The sequence below is a fragment of the Mycobacterium sp. genome, assembly GCF_040398885.1.
Lineage (GTDB): Bacteria > Actinomycetota > Actinomycetes > Mycobacteriales > Mycobacteriaceae > Mycobacterium.
In genome coordinates this window covers 2,990-18,161 of record NZ_JBBATF010000051.1, presented here as the reverse complement: position 1 = coordinate 18,161, position 15,172 = coordinate 2,990, and the positions used below count along the sequence as shown (strand labels likewise).

The following is a 15,172-nucleotide window of genomic DNA, read 5'->3' as shown; positions in this document are numbered from 1 at the left end:
TCAGCCACAACGTCAAGGCCGTCTACCAGCGCTACATGGGCTGGTTCGACGGCAATCCCGGCCGGCTGTGGCCGCACCCGCCGGAGCAGGCCGGCCCGCGTTACGTCGCCGCCATGGGCGGGATCGACCGGGTGGTCGAGATCGCCCGTGAGGCGTTCGATTCCGGGGACTTCCGTTGGGCTGCAACGCTGTTGGATCACGCCGTCTTCACCGACGAGAACCATGCCGGAGCGCGGGAACTGTACGCGGACACCCTCGAGCAGATGGGTTACGGCGCGGAGTGCGCGACGTGGCGCAACTTCTTCCTCTCCGGTTCGACCGAACTGCGCACCGGCAACTTCGGCACCCCGGTGAGCACCACCGCCCCGACCATGCTCAGGCAACTCACCCCGGAGCAGATGTTCGACATCCTGGCCATCTCGGTCAACGGCCCGCGGGCCTGGGACGCCGATCTGGCACTGGACGTGACCTTCGCCGACGTGGGCGCCAACTACCGGCTCACGCTGCGCAACGGCGTGCTCGTCTACCGCAAGCGTCCGGCCGACCCGGACTCGGCCGGAGCGACGGTGACGCTGGCCACCAAGATGCGGCTGATGGCGGCGGCGGCGGGCGATCTCAGCTCGCCGGGACTGGAGGTCGGCGGCGACGCCGGGGCGCTGCGGACGCTGATCGGCGTGCTGGACAAACCGGACCCGGGCTTCGACATCGTCACCCCGTAGGCTGCGCCGATGCAGGTCCTCCTCGTCCGCCATGCGCTACCGACGCGCACCGAGTCCGGGGCGGGTTCGGATCCCGAGTTGACCGAGGCCGGCCGGGAACAGGCCCGCCGGCTGCCCTCAGCGCTGGCCCGGTACCCGGTCAGCCGGCTCGTGAGCAGCCCGCAGCGCCGGGCCGTGCAGACCGCCGAACCGGTGGCCGCGGCGACGGGCCTGACCATCAACACCGACGAGCGCCTAGCCGAGTACGACCGCGGGATTTCGAACTACATCCCGCTGGAGCAGGTCCGCGTCGAGCGTCCCGGTGACTGGGCGCGCATGGCGCAGGGACGACTGCCGCCGGGGGTGGACGCCGATGCGTTCCGCGCCCGGGTGTGGGCCGGGCTGCGCGACATCGTCGGCGCGGCCGAACACGACCAGACCGTCGCGCTCTTCAGTCACGGCGGTGTGATCAACGTTGTCCTGCAAGAGGTGCTCGGCACCGCCAACCCGCTGTCGTTCCCGATCGACTACGCCTCGATCACGGTGCTGCGCCACTCCAGGCGGGGCAGTTTCACCGTCGGCGGGGTCAACGGCATCGAGCACGTGTGGGACCTGTTGCCCCACCGGCTTCGGTGACGCCGGCCGGCGCTACCCCCGCAGGGCGAACTGCAGGTTCTTCTTGGCCGCCCGCCGTAACTGGAACATGCGCGCAGCGCTGACCAGTCCGGTGATCAGGCCCCCGGCCACCGCCGCGAGCAGGATCGCGACGCCCAGCGGCAGGGTCCAGCGCCAGTTCAGGAAGGTGAAGTCCGCCGACGCCGTGTTCTGCGTGATGAAGATCAGCAGCACGATCAGTATCAGGAACCCGGTTATCAGCGACGTCCACAGCGCCGCAGCGCGGGTGAACTTGACGTCTTCGACCTCCCCGGCGGGCGCAGACGTCCTGCCGGCCCCCGACACAGGGGACAGTCCAGGCTCAATCGGGTCACCCGAAGCATACGATTCACGACTCATGCCGACATCTTTGCCTGTCCGGGCCGGAAATGAAACAACCAAACCTGCAACGGGACGCTAACGGCATTCGGCAAACGTTAGGGTCAGGCGACGGGGGGAACGACAGGGAGAAGACGACGCCGATGAAACCGTCGCTACGCGGGCTGTTCTCCGCCGCCGTGACGATGCTGGTCCCGACCGTTCTCGCGTCCGGTTGCGGAAGCGCCAACCCACTGGGCGGGGGAGAGGCCTCGGGCGACCTGAAGTCCGTGGTGGTCGGCTCCGCCGACTTCCCGGAATCCAAGATCGTCGCGGAGATCTACGCCCAGGCGCTACAGGCCAACGGGTTCACCGTCGTCAAACAGTTCGGCATCGGCAGTCGCGAGACCTACATCCCCGCACTGCGCGACCGCTCCATCGACCTGATCCCGGAGTACACCGGGAACCTGCTGCACTACTTCAAGCCGGAGAGCGGCGCATCCGAACCCGGTGACGTCGAGTTGGCGCTGCACCGGTCGCTGCCCGGGGATCTGTCCATCCTCAACCCCGCCCCCGCCAACGACACCGACACCGTGACCGTGACCGAGGCCACCGCGCAGCGATGGAACCTCAGCAGCATCGCCGACCTGGCGCCGTACGCCGCGGAAGTGAAGTTCGGTGCGCCGTCGGAGTTCCTCAACCGGCCGCAGGGCCTGCCCGGGCTCAAGGCCGCGTACGGACTGGACATCAGGCCGGACAACTTCGTCGCGATCAGCGACGGCGGCGGCCCGGCCACGGTCAAGGCGCTGTCTGGTGGAACCGTCACCGCCGCAAACATATTCAGCACCTCACCGGCGATACCGCAGAACAAGTTCGTGGTGCTGGAGGATCCCGAGAACAACTTCCTGCCCGGAAACGTCGTACCACTGGTCAGTTCGCGGAAGATGTCGGAAGAGCTCAAGAACGTGCTCGACGCCGTCTCGGCACGGCTGACCACCCAAGGCCTGACCGCACTGAACGCCGCGGTGTCCGGCAACTCCGGGGTCGACCCCGACGAGGCGGCGCGGCAGTGGATAACGGCGAACTCCTTCGACAGCCCGATCGGCAAGTAGATGATCACCTTCTCCGGCGTCACCAAGCGGTATCCGGACGGCACCGTCGCGGTCGACGAGCTGTCACTGGAGGTGCCCGAGGGTTCCCTGACCGTCTTCGTCGGCCCGTCCGGGTGCGGCAAGACGACCTCGATGCGGATGATCAATCGGATGGTCGAGCCGACCTCCGGGACGGTGACCGTCGACGGACGCGACGTCGCCGGTGTCGACCCGGTGAAACTGCGCCTGGGCATCGGATACGTGATCCAGAGCGGCGGCCTGATGCCGCACCAGCGGGTGATCGACAACGTCGCCACGGTGCCGGTGCTACAGGGGCAGTCCCGGCGTGCCGCGCGGCGGGCCGCCTACCAGGTCCTCGAGCGGGTCGGGCTGGATCCCAAACTGGCGCAGCGCTATCCGGCGCAGCTGTCCGGCGGGCAGCAGCAGCGGGTCGGGGTGGCCCGGGCGCTGGCGGCCGACCCGCCGATCCTGCTGATGGACGAGCCGTTCTCCGCCGTGGACCCGGTGGTCCGCGACGAGTTGCAGACCGAGATCCTGCGGCTGCAAAGCGAACTCCGCAAGACCATCGTGTTCGTCACCCACGACATCGACGAGGCCGTCAAGCTGGGGGACGCGGTCGCCGTCTTCGGCGTTGGGGGTGCGCTGCAGCAGTACGACGCACCCGAGCGGTTGCTGTCCAACCCGGCCAACGACCTCGTCGCCGGGTTCGTCGGCGCCGACCGCGGCTACCGGCTGCTGCAGTTCTTCAGCGCGGCAGGCCTTGAGCTGCATCCTGTTCAGACAGTCACCGAGGACGAGATCGACGGTCTGAGCCTGGCTCCCGGCGAGTGGCGGTTGGTGACCCTGGACAACGAAGCGCCGTTCGGCTGGATCGACGCCGCGGGAGTCGAACGGCACCGCTTGGGCGGCGAACTCTACGACTGTGCGACGGCCGGCGGGTCGCTGTTCCGCCCCGACGGCACCCTGCGCTCGGCGCTGGACGCCGCACTGTCCTCGCCGTCGGGCATCGGGGTGGCGGTCGACGACAGCGGGGCGGTGGTCGGCGGCACCGCGGCCGAGGACGTAATCGACTCGATGGAGTCGCAGCGCCGCGCCGGGAGCGAAGCGGCCGCAGAGCCGGAAGAGGACGCCGCGGCCCAGGCCGGACCACAGGCCGAATCCCAGGCCGGGGAACCGGCCGAGACTCCGGAGACGGACTGAACCCCGTTGCACTACCTGCTAACCCACCTCGACACCGCCTGGGCGCTGACCCTGATCCATCTGCGGCTGTCGTTGATTCCGGTGCTGATCGGCCTGCTGATCGCGGTGCCGCTGGGCGCTTTCGTCTGGCGCCGCACCATGCTGCGCCGGCTGACCACCCTGACCGCCAGCGTCATCTTCACCATCCCGTCGCTGGCGTTGTTCGTGGTGCTGCCGCTGATCATCCCGACCCGCATCCTCGACGAGGCCAACGTCATCGTCGCGCTGACGCTGTACACCACCGCACTGTTGGTGCGCGCGGTACCCGAGGCGCTCGACGCGGTACCCGCCCACGTCCGTGACGCCGCCACGGCCGTCGGCTACACCCGCCTCGGGCGGTTACTGAAAATAGAACTGCCGCTGTCACTTCCGGTCCTCACGGCGGGCCTGCGGGTGGTCGCCGTCACCAACATCTCGATGGTCGCCGTCGGTTCGGTGATCGGGATCGGCGGCCTGGGAACCTGGTTCACCGAGGGATACCAAGCCGACAAGAGCGGTCAGATCGTGGCCGGCATCATCGCGACCTTCCTGCTGGCGGTGATCGTCGACGTGCTGATCCTGGTGGCCGGCCGGCTGCTGACGCCGTGGAGCAGAGCCGGGGCGGCGGCATGAACTTCCTGCAGCAGGCGCTGACCTACATCTTCGACCCCGAGAACTGGGCCGGCCGCGCGGGGCTGGGCGCCAGGATCATCGAGCATCTGCAGTACACCGGTGTGGCGGTTGCGGTTTCCGCCCTCATCGCCATTCCGATCGGCTTGGTCATCGGGCACACCCATCGCGGTTCCTTTCTGGTGGTGACCACCGTCAACGCCCTGCGGGCCCTGCCCACGCTCGGTGTGCTGCTGCTGGCAGTGCTGCTGTGGGGCCTGGGACTGCTGCCCCCCACCGTCGCGCTGACCCTGCTGGGCATCCCCCCGCTTCTGGCCGGCACCTACGCCGGCATCGCCAATGTCGACCCGAAGGTGGTCGACGCCGCCCGGTCGATGGGCATGACCGAGTGGCAGGTGCTGGCCCGGGTGGAAACCCCCAACGCGCTGCCGTTGATCATCGGCGGATTGCGCACTGCCACATTGCAGATCGTGGCGACCGCCACCATCGCCGCCTACGCCAGTCTCGGCGGCCTCGGCCGCTATCTCATCGACGGGATCAAGGTGCGGCAGTTCTATCTCGCCCTGGTCGGGGCACTGCTGGTGACGGTGCTGGCTCTGCTTCTCGACGGTCTGCTGGCGATGGCGGTGTGGGCGTCCGTACCCGGGACCGGTCGGCTGCGGCGGCGCCTGCCGCAGCCGCCACCCGATGACGAGACGGGCCCCGGCGCCAGTCCCGCCGTCCGGGCACCGGGCTACGGCGACCGCGACGCGTCCCTTACGGTGGAGGGGTGGTGAAAGCAGCCGAGGGTGACCCGGAGCGGGCGTGGCCGGCCATCCTGACCTGGCGTTCCCACGACCTCTCCCGCATCGAGTCCGCGCGGGTTCAACTGTCCGGCAACCGGATCAAGGCGATCGGGCGGATCGCGGCGGCGGCTTCCGAGCAGCACCCCGCGTTCAGCGCCTCCTACGATCTGGTGACCGATGACACCGGCGCCACCAAGCGTCTGTCGCTGAACGTCAGCACCGCCGAGCGCGACCGGCAACTGTCGATCGCCCGTGACGAGGAGAACATGTGGCTTGTCACCGGCCACGAAGGCGTCTCGAGGGAGGCCTTCGACGGCGCACTCGACGTCGACATGATGTTCAGCCCGTTGTTCAGCACGCTGGCGATACGCCGGTCGAACCTGCACCGCACCGAGGATTCGGTCAAGCTGCCGGTCGTCTACGTCTATCTGCCTGACCTGACCGTCGCCCCGGCCACCGTCAGCTACAGCGGCGCCGGACCGGGCGGCGTCGCCGTCAGGGTGCAGTCCCCGACCGCCGAAGCCACCGTCATAGTCGACGACGACGGTTTCATCGTCGACTATCCGGGCCTGGCAGAGCGGATCTGATCACCGCGCCGGACCGGCCGGCCTTGGCGAGTTCCTCGCGCCAGTTCTCCCCCCCGAGGGAGACGGTGACGACGTCGGGCCGCGGGAAACTCTCGAAACGCACCCGCGCAGCGTGACCGGCGTCGACCAATTCGGCGACCGAGTCCTTCTCCGCCAGCGATCGGCGGGCGTTGTGCAGCAGTTCCAGGGCGTGATCCAGCGCGGGCAGGAGTTCATCGGCGTTGGCCTCGCACATCGCCCGCACCAGGTCCGGGGCGGTCCCGGCCACCCGGGTGCCGTCGCGGAACGACCCGGCCGCCAGTGCGAATGCCAACGGCACCTCGCCGGCGGTGGCGGCCAGCGCCTCGGCCAGCAGGTGCGGAAGATGCGAGATGCTGGCCGCCGCGGCGTCGTGCTCGTCGGACTTCGCCGGCACCACCACGCCGCCGCAGTCCAGCGCCAGGTGCATCACCTGCGACCAGATCCCGGCGTCGACGTGTTCGTCCACGCTGATCACCCAGGGCGCCCCGCGGAACAGGCCGGCGTTGCCGGCGGGCCAACCGGAGTAGGCGGTGCCGGCCATCGGGTGCCCGCCGACGTACCGGTCCAGCAGGCCGGCCGCACGGGCCTCGCGCAGCACCGGGCCCTTGACACTGATGACATCGGTGAGCGGACATTCAGCCGCCCGCTGCCTGAGATGGCCCATCAATGGGCTGACCGCCGGCATCGGAACGGCCAGCACGATGAGCGCCTGCCGTTGCGCGGCCCAGGACAGCGCGTCGCCGAGTTCGGTGGTCGCGGCGAACCCGTCGGCTCGCGCCGCGTCGGCACCTTCGAAGGAGCGGTTGTATCCGTACCCCTCGCGTCCGGCGGCGACCGCCGCCCGCAACACCGACCCGCCGATCAGGCCCAGCCCCAGGACGCATACCGGTGTCTTGGTCACGCCTTTCAGGTTGGCACACCGGGGGAAGTCCGGCGGCGCTCCGCGCCGCCGGATGCGGGTTCGGATGCTCCCGCCACATCCACCGGGCATCGGCGCTACGACGCCTGCGCTGGTCAAACCGCCTGTTCAGCGACTAGCGTATGCGGCCATGGCGGCACAACAGGCGAACCGGGGGCAAGGATCTGGGGGCCCGGATCCGGGCCCGGCCGACACCCCCGACGGCTTCGCCGTGGCCGTCGTCCGCGAGGGTGCCGCCTGGCGCTGCTCGCCGATGAGCGCGGCGGCGTTGAACAGCCTGGCCGCCGCCGAGACCGAGTTGCGGGAACTGCGAAGCGCCGGGGCGGTATTCGGACTGCTCGACGTCGATGACGAGTTCTTCCTCATCGTGCGGCCCGCACCGTCGGGAACCCGGCTGCTGCTCTCGGACGCCACCGCCGCCCTGGACTACGACATCGCCGCGGAGGCACTGGAGAAACTCGACGCCGACATCGCGAGCGAGGACCTCGAGGACAGCGATCCGTTCGAGGAGGGCGACCTCGGGGTCCTGGCCGACGTCGGGCTGCCCGATGCGGTGCTGAGCGTGATCCTCTCCGAAACCGATCTGTACGCCGACGAACAGATCGGCCGCATCGCCCGCGAGATGGGCTTCGCCGACGAGTTGTCGGCCGTGCTCGACCGTCTCGAGCGGTGAGCGGCCAATCGGACGAGGCACTGATCCGCGTCGCGATCGCCGCAGCACGTCAGGCCGGCCCCGAAGACGTTCCGATCGGCGCGGTGGTCTTCGGCGTCGACGGAATCGAATTGGCCCGTGCTGCCAACGCCCGCGAGGCCCTCGGCGACCCCACCGCGCACGCCGAGATCCTGGCGCTGCGCGCCGCGGCCCGGGTCCTCGGAGACGGCTGGCGGCTGGCGGACACCACCCTGGCGGTGACCGTGGAACCGTGCACCATGTGCGCCGGCGCGCTGGTGATGTCGCGGGTCCGGCGGCTGGTGTTCGGCGCCTGGGAACCCAAGACCGGAGCGGTCGGCTCGCTGTGGGACGTGGTCCGCGACCGGCGGCTGCCCCACCGGCCGCAGGTGCGCGGCGGCGTGCTGGCCGACGAGTGCGCCGGACTGCTGGAGGGCTTCTTCGCGGCGCACCGGGATTTGGGCTAGGCCATCGCGGACCGTAAGCTTTGCGGTGGTGGCGTGTCCGAGCGGCCTAAGGAGCACGCCTCGAAAGCGTGTGACGGGTAACCCCCGTCCGAGGGTTCAAATCCCTCCGCCACCGCCATCTCCATCTAGCCGGGACGCCGCCGCGGCCGTCGATTGACCTTAAGCTTAATCACAGCTACGGTCGGCTGAAATCACAGCAAACTATCATTTCGGCTGGACAGGGGTTCGCGATGTCGGCAGGCAGGCGTGCGGCAAGGGCCGGGTTCGCGGCCCTCGCGCTGGGGCTTTCCCTGGCGGGTCCGCAAGCGGCCGGAGTTGCGGCCGCCGACCCCGCCGAGGACGGCGGCGCGTCGGTCTCCGGCCCCCGACAGGCTCCGTCCGGCGAGACCTCTGCCCGAGTCCGCCCCTCCCGGACAGCGCATACCAGCCCGAATCGCGGCGGCCGCCCGAGCCCGGGCGCCTCGGCCGCCGTCGACCCGGTGACCCCGGAGAGCATCATCGACGTGCCGGAACCCCGTGCCGCCCAACCCCGTGCCGCCCAACCCCGTGCCGGCCAACCCCGTGCCGGCCATCGGCAGACCGGGATCAGGCCCGACGACACCTCGCCGGTCACCGCGCCGGCGATGACGCCGCGAGCTGTCGGACCGGGAGCTTCAGCAACCCCCGCACCGGCGGCCGGCAATGCGCCGGCCGTCGTCGCCACCCCCGCGCCGGCCGCGGCGGTGACTCCGGCCGGGGCGCTCACCGCCGACACCACGTCGACTCGCCTGCCCGTCCTGGCCGGTCTGTCCGGTCTGTTCGAAGCGCCGCAGACCCCCGCCCCGGCCAGGCCCGTCGCGACGATCGGCGCCGCGGTCGCCTCCTTCTTCGACTCCACCGCCGACTGGCTCGCCGGCCTGCCCGGCGGGCAGGTGAGCCAGTTCCTGGAAGGCGCGCTGCTGATGGTGCGCCGGACCTTCTTCAACATCTTCCCGGCGCTGAACCCCGGGCAGACCACCAGCCAGAGCGAGTACTTCGCCGAGGCAGAGTTGCGCGCCTACCTGCTGGACATGGCCAAGCAGCAGTACGGCGGCCTGTTCGGCACCACGGTCCCGGTGTACGGGTACGGCCCCTACCCGGAGTACCTCAAGACCGACGGCGGTTCGGACACCAACACCCAGGTGGACGGAGTGGACGAGGCCGACTTCGTGGAGAACGACGGGCGGTACATCTACACCGCACACAACGGCCTGCTGAGCATCGTGCGCGCCGACCTCTCGGTGGCCTCGGAGACGACGCTGTCCGGTGACGTCGCCGGCCAGTACCTCTCCGGTGACCGGCTCACCGTCATCACCCGGTCCGGCTCGGGCTGGTACGGCCCCCAGGTCAAGATGGCCTACCCCGGCTTCTGGGGCCCGTGGAACCCGCAGACCACGGTCACCGTCTACGACGTGTCCGACCGCACCGCCCCCGCGGTGGTCAGCCGGAACGTCTTCGACGGCGCCTACGCGAGTTCCCGGGCCGTTGACGGCGTCGTCTACGTGGTGATGCAGCGGTCGGTCAACCTACCCGCGCCGCACTACGTCGACACCCCCGTCAACTACGTGAAAAGTTATGTGGCACAAGGCGATCCGGTCGAATCCGCCAAGATCCGCTACGACCCCGACGCCCCGATCGCCTACCGCACCTACGAGTCCTGGGACCAGTACGTTGCCCGGGTCGGCGACGATATCGTCGGGTTGTCCCTGCCGCACGCCTACAGCGTCGACGCCGGGGGCGACACCGTCGATCTCGGTGTGGTGGCGGCGGCGGAGGACATCGTTCGCCCGCATTCGTCCACCGATCAGGTCCGGCAGTTGCTGACGGTGGTGTCGGTGGATGCCCTCAGCGCGACCGGTGGTCCGGCCGACAGCGTGGCCGGCATGGTGTCGGGCAACGGGGCCACGGTCTACATGACCCCCGACGCGCTGTACGTGGCCGGCACCGACCGGACGGATACGAGAATCGAACGGTTCGCGATCAACGGAACCGACGTGTCCTGGCAGGACAGTGGTGTGGTGCCAGGCACTCTGATCAACCAGTTCGCGATGGACGAGAAGGACGGTCGCCTGCGGGTGGCAACCCACTCCGGCGCCACCAACGACAACGGCATCTATGTGCTGGACGCCGCCACCATGGACGAAGTCGGCCGGCTGACCGGACTGGCCCCCGGGGAACGGATCTATGCGGTCCGCTACGCGGGAGACACCGCCTATCTGGTCACGTTCGTGCAAGTCGACCCCTTGTTCGCCATCGACCTTCGCGACCCGACCGCGCCGGCGGTGTTGGGCGAACTGAAGGTCCCGGGTTTCTCCAACTACCTTCAGTCGGTCGGCGACGGACTGCTGCTGGGCATCGGGCAGGAGCGCGAGGAGGGGACCGGGAACACCCACCTGCACGCCACGCTGTTCGACGTCGGCGATCCCACCGACATGACCGCCGTCGACCGCGAGTTCCTCGACCCGGGCTACCAGTGGTCGTGGTCGGACGCCCAGTTCGACCACCACGCGGTGCTCTACTCCCCGGAGGACGGTCTGCTGGTGGTCCCGGTCACCGGCAGCGGATACGACCCCGAGACCGGCTACCGGTCGAGCCAGTATCTGAAGGTGCTGCGGGTCACGCCGGACGGGCTCGAGACGGTCGGCGAGATCCACCCCGCCGAGCCGACGCTGCGTACCGTCCGCATCGGCGATGTTCTCTACGCCGTGGGTGAAACCGCGGTGACGGCCTACCGGATCGGCGACCTCGGCGAGATCGGGAGCAGCGCGGCCGCACCGGCAGTGGTCTAACCTGGGATCCCTAGGTTCGGCATCTAGGGTTCGACATCTAGGGTTCGACATTGGAGCAACTCATGGGAATCACCGTTTCCGGCCGTGGCCGACAACTGCTGTACTTCGTGGTGGGCGCCGCCCTTGCCGTGACGCCGACGGTCGCCGCGCTGGCCGGCTCACCGGCGTCCGCGCCGAGGGTGCTGGCCGGCTGCGACAACATCGTCGACACCACGGACAGTTTCTCGATGAACTGCGTCCCGACGGTCATCCCCGACACCAGCGACCAGCTGACCGAGGCCGAGGTGGCCGAGCCGGGCTGGAACGCCGGCGGCGGCGGCGGACGACGCTGACCATCGTCCCGGCCCACGCGGGTGGATGCCGAGGACAGGGCTTTCGGGCCCATGGCGGCGGACGGTTGACTAGGGTGAACGCAGGCGCGGGGTGGTTTACCGACTGAGCAGTGGAGGGTCGCATGGAACTGATATCGCCGTTGGACTCGATGTTCCTGATGGCGGAGTCGCGCGAGCATCCGATGCATGTCGGGTCACTGCAACTGTTCGAGCCCCCCAGCGGCATCGGCCCGGACTTCCTGCGGGACGTCCACCAGGAACTGCTCACCCGTGAAGACGTGTCGCCGACGTTTCGCAAGCATCCCGCGGAACTGCTCGGCGGCATCGCCAACCTGACATGGGCTTTCGAGCGGCATCTCGACCTCGAGTACCACCTGCGCCGTTCAGCGTTGCCCTCGCCCGGGCGGGTTCGGGAACTGCTCGAACTCACATCGCGTCTGCACGGGTCGCTGCTCGACCGGCATCGTCCGCTGTGGGAGAGCCATCTCGTCGAGGGGCTCAGCGACGGCCGGGTCGCGGTCTACACCAAGATCCACCACGCCCTCGTCGACGGCGTCAGTGCCATGCAGATGATTGCCGGCTCGCTGTCCCCGGATCCCGATGACCATGAGATCCGGGTGCTGTGGGGGCAGAACGGGCAGCCTGTGCCGACCGAAGGCAAGCCGGCGATCTCCCGGCTCAAGAGTCTGGTCGGTCTGGGTCAAACCGTCATGGGAATGGGTCCGTCCGCGGTGCAGCTGGTGAACAAAGGATTGCTGCAGCAGCAGTTGACCCTTCCCGTCGGCGCCCCCAAGACGATTTTCAACGTCCCCATCGGAGGAGCCCGCCGCGTCGCCGCCCAGTCCTGGCCGATCGAGCGCTTCTCGGCGATCAAAAAGGTCTCCGGAGTCACCCTCAACGACGTGGTGCTGGCCGTGTGCGGCGGCGCGCTGCGCGCGTATCTCATCGAGCAGAAGGCACTTCCGGATCGGCCGCTGATCGCGGCGGTGCCGGTGAGTCTGCGGGAAGGATCCTCTTCCGGGGGCGGCAACCAGGTCGGGGTCCTGCTGGCCAATCTGGCCACCCACCTCGAGGATCCGGCGCAGCGCCTGGCCGAGGTCAATTCCTCGATGCAGAAGAACAAGGCCGTGTTCAAGGAGTTGCCGAAGCTGCAGCAGGTGGCGCTCTCGGCGTTGAACATGTCCCCGCTGCTGTTGTCAATGGTGTCCCCGGCACTGGGCTCGGCGGCGGCCCCACCCTTCAACCTGGTGATCTCCAACGTGCCGGGTTCACGGGAACCGTTGTACTGGAACGGCGCTCGGCTCGACGGCAACTACCCGCTGTCGATCGCACTGGACGGCCAGGCCCTCAACATCACGCTGTGCACCAACGCCGATAATCTGGACTTCGGACTGGTGGGATGCCGGCGCAGCGTTCCGAGCCTGCAGCGACTGCTCGGCCATCTCGAGGACTCGCTCAGCGAACTCGAGCGCGCGGTGGGCGTCGGGACGACGGCTGCGACGCCCCGCCCCAAGCGCGCCACGGCCGCCAAGCGCACCAAGGACAGCTGAGACCGTACTCGAACGTCACACGTGCCGTTCTTCAGCGTCGAGGCGGAACTGCCGGATGCCCGCGGCCGCAGCGGAGTGATCCGCACCCCCCACGGCGACATCCGCACCCCGGCGTTCGTCGCCGTCGGCACCAAGGCCACCGTGAAGGCGGTGCTGCCCGAGACGATGCGCGAACTCGGGGCGCAGGCGGTGCTGGCCAACGCCTACCACCTGTATCTGCAACCCGGGCCGGACGTCGTCGCCGAGGCCGGCGGACTCGGGGCTTTCATGAACTGGCCCGGCCCGACCTTCACCGACAGCGGCGGGTTCCAGATCATGTCCCTGGGTTCGGGCTTCCGCAAGGTCCTGATGGAGGATCCGGGCCGGGCGCAGTCCGACGACCTGATCGCCAAGGGCAAACAGCGACTGTCCCAAGTCGACGACGACGGGGTCACCTTCATCTCGCACCTGGACGGTTCGACGCACCGCTTCACCCCGGAGGTGTCGATCGGGATCCAGCACCAACTCGGCGCCGACATCATCTTCGCCTTCGACGAGCTGACCACGCTGGTCAACACACGCGCCTACCAGGAGGAGTCGCTGGCCCGCACGCAGGCCTGGGCGCAGCGCTGCCTCACCGAGCACCATCGGCTCACCGCCCTGGCGCCCTCGTCGCCCGGGCAGGCGCTGTTCGGTGTGGTCCAGGGTGCGCACTACGAGGATCTGCGCCGTCAGGCCTGCCGCGGACTGGAGAGCATCGCCGCCGAGGACGGCACCGGGTTCGACGGCTACGGCATCGGCGGGGCACTGGAGAAGCAGAACCTGGCCACCATCGTCGGCTGGTGCACCGAGGAACTGCCCGACGACAAGCCGAGGCACCTGCTGGGCATCAGCGAACCCGACGACCTGTTCGCCGCGATCGCCGCCGGTGCGGACACCTTCGACTGCGTCTCCCCGTCGCGGGTGGCGCGCAACGCCGCGGTGTACTGCCCGGACGGTCGCTACAACATCACCGGGGCGCGGTACAAGCGGGACTTCACCCCGATCGACGACGAATGCGACTGCTACACCTGCGCGCACTACACCCGCGCCTACATACACCACCTGTTCAAGGCCAAGGAGATCCTGGCCGCGACGCTTTGCACGATCCACAACGAGCGGTTCATCATCCGACTCGTCGACCGCATCCGGGACGCCATCGGCCACGGCGACTTCGCCGAACTCCGCGGGGAGTTCCTGGGGCGCTACTACCGGACCTAGGCGGGCGCGGGTGGAGGGCGCGGGGGAAAACGAAAAAATGAAGGACCGAAAGCCGCAGCCTCTGTGATCCCTCGGAAGGTTCCGCCCGTGGGCGGGATCCGCGCCCTCCGCTGTGCATGCAACCGCACCCGGTCGGCTACCGCAAGTTGCGCAGCCGAACCAGTGAGACCAGACCCATGTCGTCGTGCAGCACCCGCGGGGCCAGCAGCCTGAATCCCCGTACGCCGGGCCGCCCGGTGGCGGCCTGCACGATCTTTCGGGCGATCCGGAAGTCGAGGTCCTTGAGCACACCCCGGTCGGTGGTGGTGTCCAGCAGAGCCGAAAGTCCCGGAATTGCAAAGGGACTGCCGACGTCGAGCATCACGTTGACCGCCGCGACCAGATGGCGGGCACGGTCGGTGACCGGTAGCGCCCGCAGCGCCGACGACGACCCGTCGATTCGCGTGGTGACCCGGTTCATGAACCGGGCCAGTCGATGCGGGCCCACGCCGATGGCGCCGGCGTGGCTGACCGACAGGCCCAGGCAGTCGATCCGGGTGCCGCCGCGGTAGGCCGGATCCTCCGCGGCGGCCACGCCGGTGGCGCCGAGCGCGGTCCGGATCTCCTTGGCCTCCTTGCGCCGGACGCCCAATCCGGCCAGCGCGTCGTCGATCCGTCGGTCGGCCTCGTGCAGCGCCTCCAGATCCGGGTGGGCCAGCAGGAAGTCGTCGTTGTACCGGGCGTAGAAGATCCCCTCTACGTCCATTACGGCCCGGTCCATCGGAACCACCGCAAGATTGGACAGCAGCGGAACCAGCGGAGTGCCCATCGGAACTCCGTGCAACCGGGTGAACTGTGCGCCGTCGCCGTCCCGCACCACCGGTCGGATGAGGCTGCGGATCAGCGCCCAGACCGTCTCGGGCAGTTGACCGTTCGGGCTTCCCAGTGCCGCGACCTCGCGCAGCAACGGCCACCACGGCGCGTCGGGGCCCACCGGCAGGCCGTCCCCGTAGTGGTCGAAATCCGACTGCAGGACGTACAGTGGTGGTCCGCCGGGACCCACCCGGCGCCGGTGCCTGCGCACGAAACCGGCCAGGTCTCGCATGGCAGCGGCGTTGTTCAGGCCCGGTAGGTAGGAGTAGACCCCCGGCAGGCCGTTGCAGCGGGCGTTGCGCGAGAGCAGTTG

16 protein-coding genes and 1 tRNA gene are annotated in these 15,172 nt (G+C 69.2%); 14 read left to right on the top strand and 3 right to left on the bottom strand.

The genetic code is table 11. The annotated features are described in order from the left end of the window. A partial coding sequence (locus tag ADBZ5U_RS06990; RefSeq protein ID WP_526263779.1) for an alkyl sulfatase dimerization domain-containing protein occupies positions 1-719 on the top strand: 719 nt, incomplete at its 5' end. A gap of 9 nt (positions 720-728) precedes the next feature. Continuing rightward, a complete protein-coding gene (locus ADBZ5U_RS06985) occupies positions 729-1,334 on the top strand; it encodes a histidine phosphatase family protein (protein ID WP_526263777.1) in 606 nt (201 codons plus the stop codon). A gap of 12 nt (positions 1,335-1,346) precedes the next feature. Here ADBZ5U_RS06985 and ADBZ5U_RS06980 read toward each other — a convergent pair whose 3' ends face one another. After that, positions 1,347-1,712, bottom strand: a complete 366-nt coding sequence (locus ADBZ5U_RS06980; protein ID WP_526263775.1) for a LapA family protein — start codon at positions 1,710-1,712, stop codon at positions 1,347-1,349. A 164-nt stretch (positions 1,713-1,876) separates the two neighbouring features. On the opposite strand from ADBZ5U_RS06980, the gene ADBZ5U_RS06975 reads away from it, so the two are divergent. The 5 genes from ADBZ5U_RS06975 to ADBZ5U_RS06955 are packed head-to-tail and all read left to right on the top strand — an operon-like array spanning position 1,877 to position 6,002. Continuing rightward, a complete protein-coding gene (locus tag ADBZ5U_RS06975; RefSeq protein WP_526263786.1) occupies positions 1,877-2,782 on the top strand; it encodes an ABC transporter substrate-binding protein in 906 nt (301 codons plus the stop codon). Beyond that, positions 2,783-3,982 carry an ABC transporter ATP-binding protein gene (locus ADBZ5U_RS06970; protein ID WP_526263773.1) on the top strand — a complete coding sequence of 400 codons (1,200 nt, stop codon included), beginning with the start codon at positions 2,783-2,785 and terminating at the stop codon, positions 3,980-3,982. 6 nt (positions 3,983-3,988) lie between these two features. Continuing rightward, complete coding sequence (locus ADBZ5U_RS06965) at positions 3,989-4,633, top strand: ABC transporter permease (protein ID WP_526263771.1); 645 nt, start codon at positions 3,989-3,991, stop codon at positions 4,631-4,633. Next, on the top strand, positions 4,630-5,406 hold the full coding sequence (locus tag ADBZ5U_RS06960) for an ABC transporter permease (RefSeq protein WP_526263783.1): 777 nt from the start codon (positions 4,630-4,632) through the stop codon (positions 5,404-5,406). The genes ADBZ5U_RS06965 and ADBZ5U_RS06960 overlap by 4 nt, the downstream gene beginning before the upstream one ends. After that, positions 5,403-6,002 (top strand): putative glycolipid-binding domain-containing protein, encoded by a 600-nt coding sequence (locus tag ADBZ5U_RS06955; protein ID WP_526263781.1) that lies wholly within the window; start codon positions 5,403-5,405, stop codon positions 6,000-6,002. The genes ADBZ5U_RS06960 and ADBZ5U_RS06955 overlap by 4 nt, the downstream gene beginning before the upstream one ends. On the opposite strand, the gene ADBZ5U_RS06950 is transcribed toward ADBZ5U_RS06955, so the two are convergent. After that, positions 5,965-6,924 (bottom strand): prephenate dehydrogenase, encoded by a 960-nt coding sequence (locus ADBZ5U_RS06950; protein ID WP_526263769.1) that lies wholly within the window; start codon positions 6,922-6,924, stop codon positions 5,965-5,967. The genes ADBZ5U_RS06955 and ADBZ5U_RS06950 overlap by 38 nt on opposite strands. Positions 6,925-7,072: 148 nt before the next feature. Here ADBZ5U_RS06950 and ADBZ5U_RS06945 point away from each other — a divergent pair, with 148 nt between their 5' ends. The 7 genes from ADBZ5U_RS06945 to tgt all read left to right on the top strand — a co-directional run bounded on the left by ADBZ5U_RS06945 (position 7,073) and on the right by tgt (position 14,007). Continuing rightward, positions 7,073-7,615 (top strand): tRNA adenosine deaminase-associated protein, encoded by a 543-nt coding sequence (locus ADBZ5U_RS06945; protein WP_526263767.1) that lies wholly within the window; start codon positions 7,073-7,075, stop codon positions 7,613-7,615. Beyond that, positions 7,612-8,079 carry a nucleoside deaminase gene (locus ADBZ5U_RS06940; protein WP_526263764.1) on the top strand — a complete coding sequence of 156 codons (468 nt, stop codon included), beginning with the start codon at positions 7,612-7,614 and terminating at the stop codon, positions 8,077-8,079. The genes ADBZ5U_RS06945 and ADBZ5U_RS06940 overlap by 4 nt, the downstream gene beginning before the upstream one ends. A gap of 27 nt (positions 8,080-8,106) precedes the next feature. Next, positions 8,107-8,197 (top strand) — tRNA-Ser (locus tag ADBZ5U_RS06935). Between the two features lie 361 nt (positions 8,198-8,558). Then, positions 8,559-10,886, top strand: a complete 2,328-nt coding sequence (locus ADBZ5U_RS06930; RefSeq protein ID WP_526263762.1) for a beta-propeller domain-containing protein — start codon at positions 8,559-8,561, stop codon at positions 10,884-10,886. Between the two features lie 62 nt (positions 10,887-10,948). Continuing rightward, entirely contained in the window at positions 10,949-11,218 is a 270-nt protein-coding gene (locus ADBZ5U_RS06925; protein ID WP_526263760.1) for a hypothetical protein, read from the top strand. A gap of 122 nt (positions 11,219-11,340) precedes the next feature. After that, the gene (locus ADBZ5U_RS06920; protein ID WP_526263758.1) at positions 11,341-12,768 is read left to right on the top strand and encodes a WS/DGAT/MGAT family O-acyltransferase; all 1,428 of its coding nucleotides are present in this window, start codon (positions 11,341-11,343) and stop codon (positions 12,766-12,768) included. A gap of 21 nt (positions 12,769-12,789) precedes the next feature. Then, entirely contained in the window at positions 12,790-14,007 is a 1,218-nt protein-coding gene (gene tgt / locus ADBZ5U_RS06915; RefSeq protein WP_526263756.1) for a tRNA guanosine(34) transglycosylase Tgt, read from the top strand. A gap of 136 nt (positions 14,008-14,143) precedes the next feature. On the opposite strand, the gene ADBZ5U_RS06910 is transcribed toward tgt, so the two are convergent. Next, positions 14,144-15,172 (bottom strand): reverse transcriptase domain-containing protein (locus ADBZ5U_RS06910; protein ID WP_526263754.1); only part of this gene is annotated, 1,029 nt, incomplete at its 5' end.

Excerpts from the sequence above, each read along its gene's own strand:
- ADBZ5U_RS06945 (WP_526263767.1), top strand. The coding sequence starts at position 7,073 with ATGGCGGCACAACAGGCGAACCGGGGGCAAGGATCTGGGGGCCCGGAT.
- ADBZ5U_RS06985 (WP_526263777.1), top strand. The coding sequence starts at position 729 with ATGCAGGTCCTCCTCGTCCGCCATGCGCTACCGACGCGCACCGAGTCC.
- ADBZ5U_RS06970 (WP_526263773.1), top strand. The coding sequence starts at position 2,783 with ATGATCACCTTCTCCGGCGTCACCAAGCGGTATCCGGACGGCACCGTC.
- ADBZ5U_RS06960 (WP_526263783.1), top strand. The coding sequence starts at position 4,630 with ATGAACTTCCTGCAGCAGGCGCTGACCTACATCTTCGACCCCGAGAAC.
- ADBZ5U_RS06980 (WP_526263775.1), bottom strand. The coding sequence starts at position 1,712 with ATGAGTCGTGAATCGTATGCTTCGGGTGACCCGATTGAGCCTGGACTG.
- ADBZ5U_RS06925 (WP_526263760.1), top strand. The coding sequence starts at position 10,949 with ATGGGAATCACCGTTTCCGGCCGTGGCCGACAACTGCTGTACTTCGTG.
- ADBZ5U_RS06920 (WP_526263758.1), top strand. The coding sequence starts at position 11,341 with ATGGAACTGATATCGCCGTTGGACTCGATGTTCCTGATGGCGGAGTCG.
- ADBZ5U_RS06975 (WP_526263786.1), top strand. The coding sequence starts at position 1,877 with ATGCTGGTCCCGACCGTTCTCGCGTCCGGTTGCGGAAGCGCCAACCCA.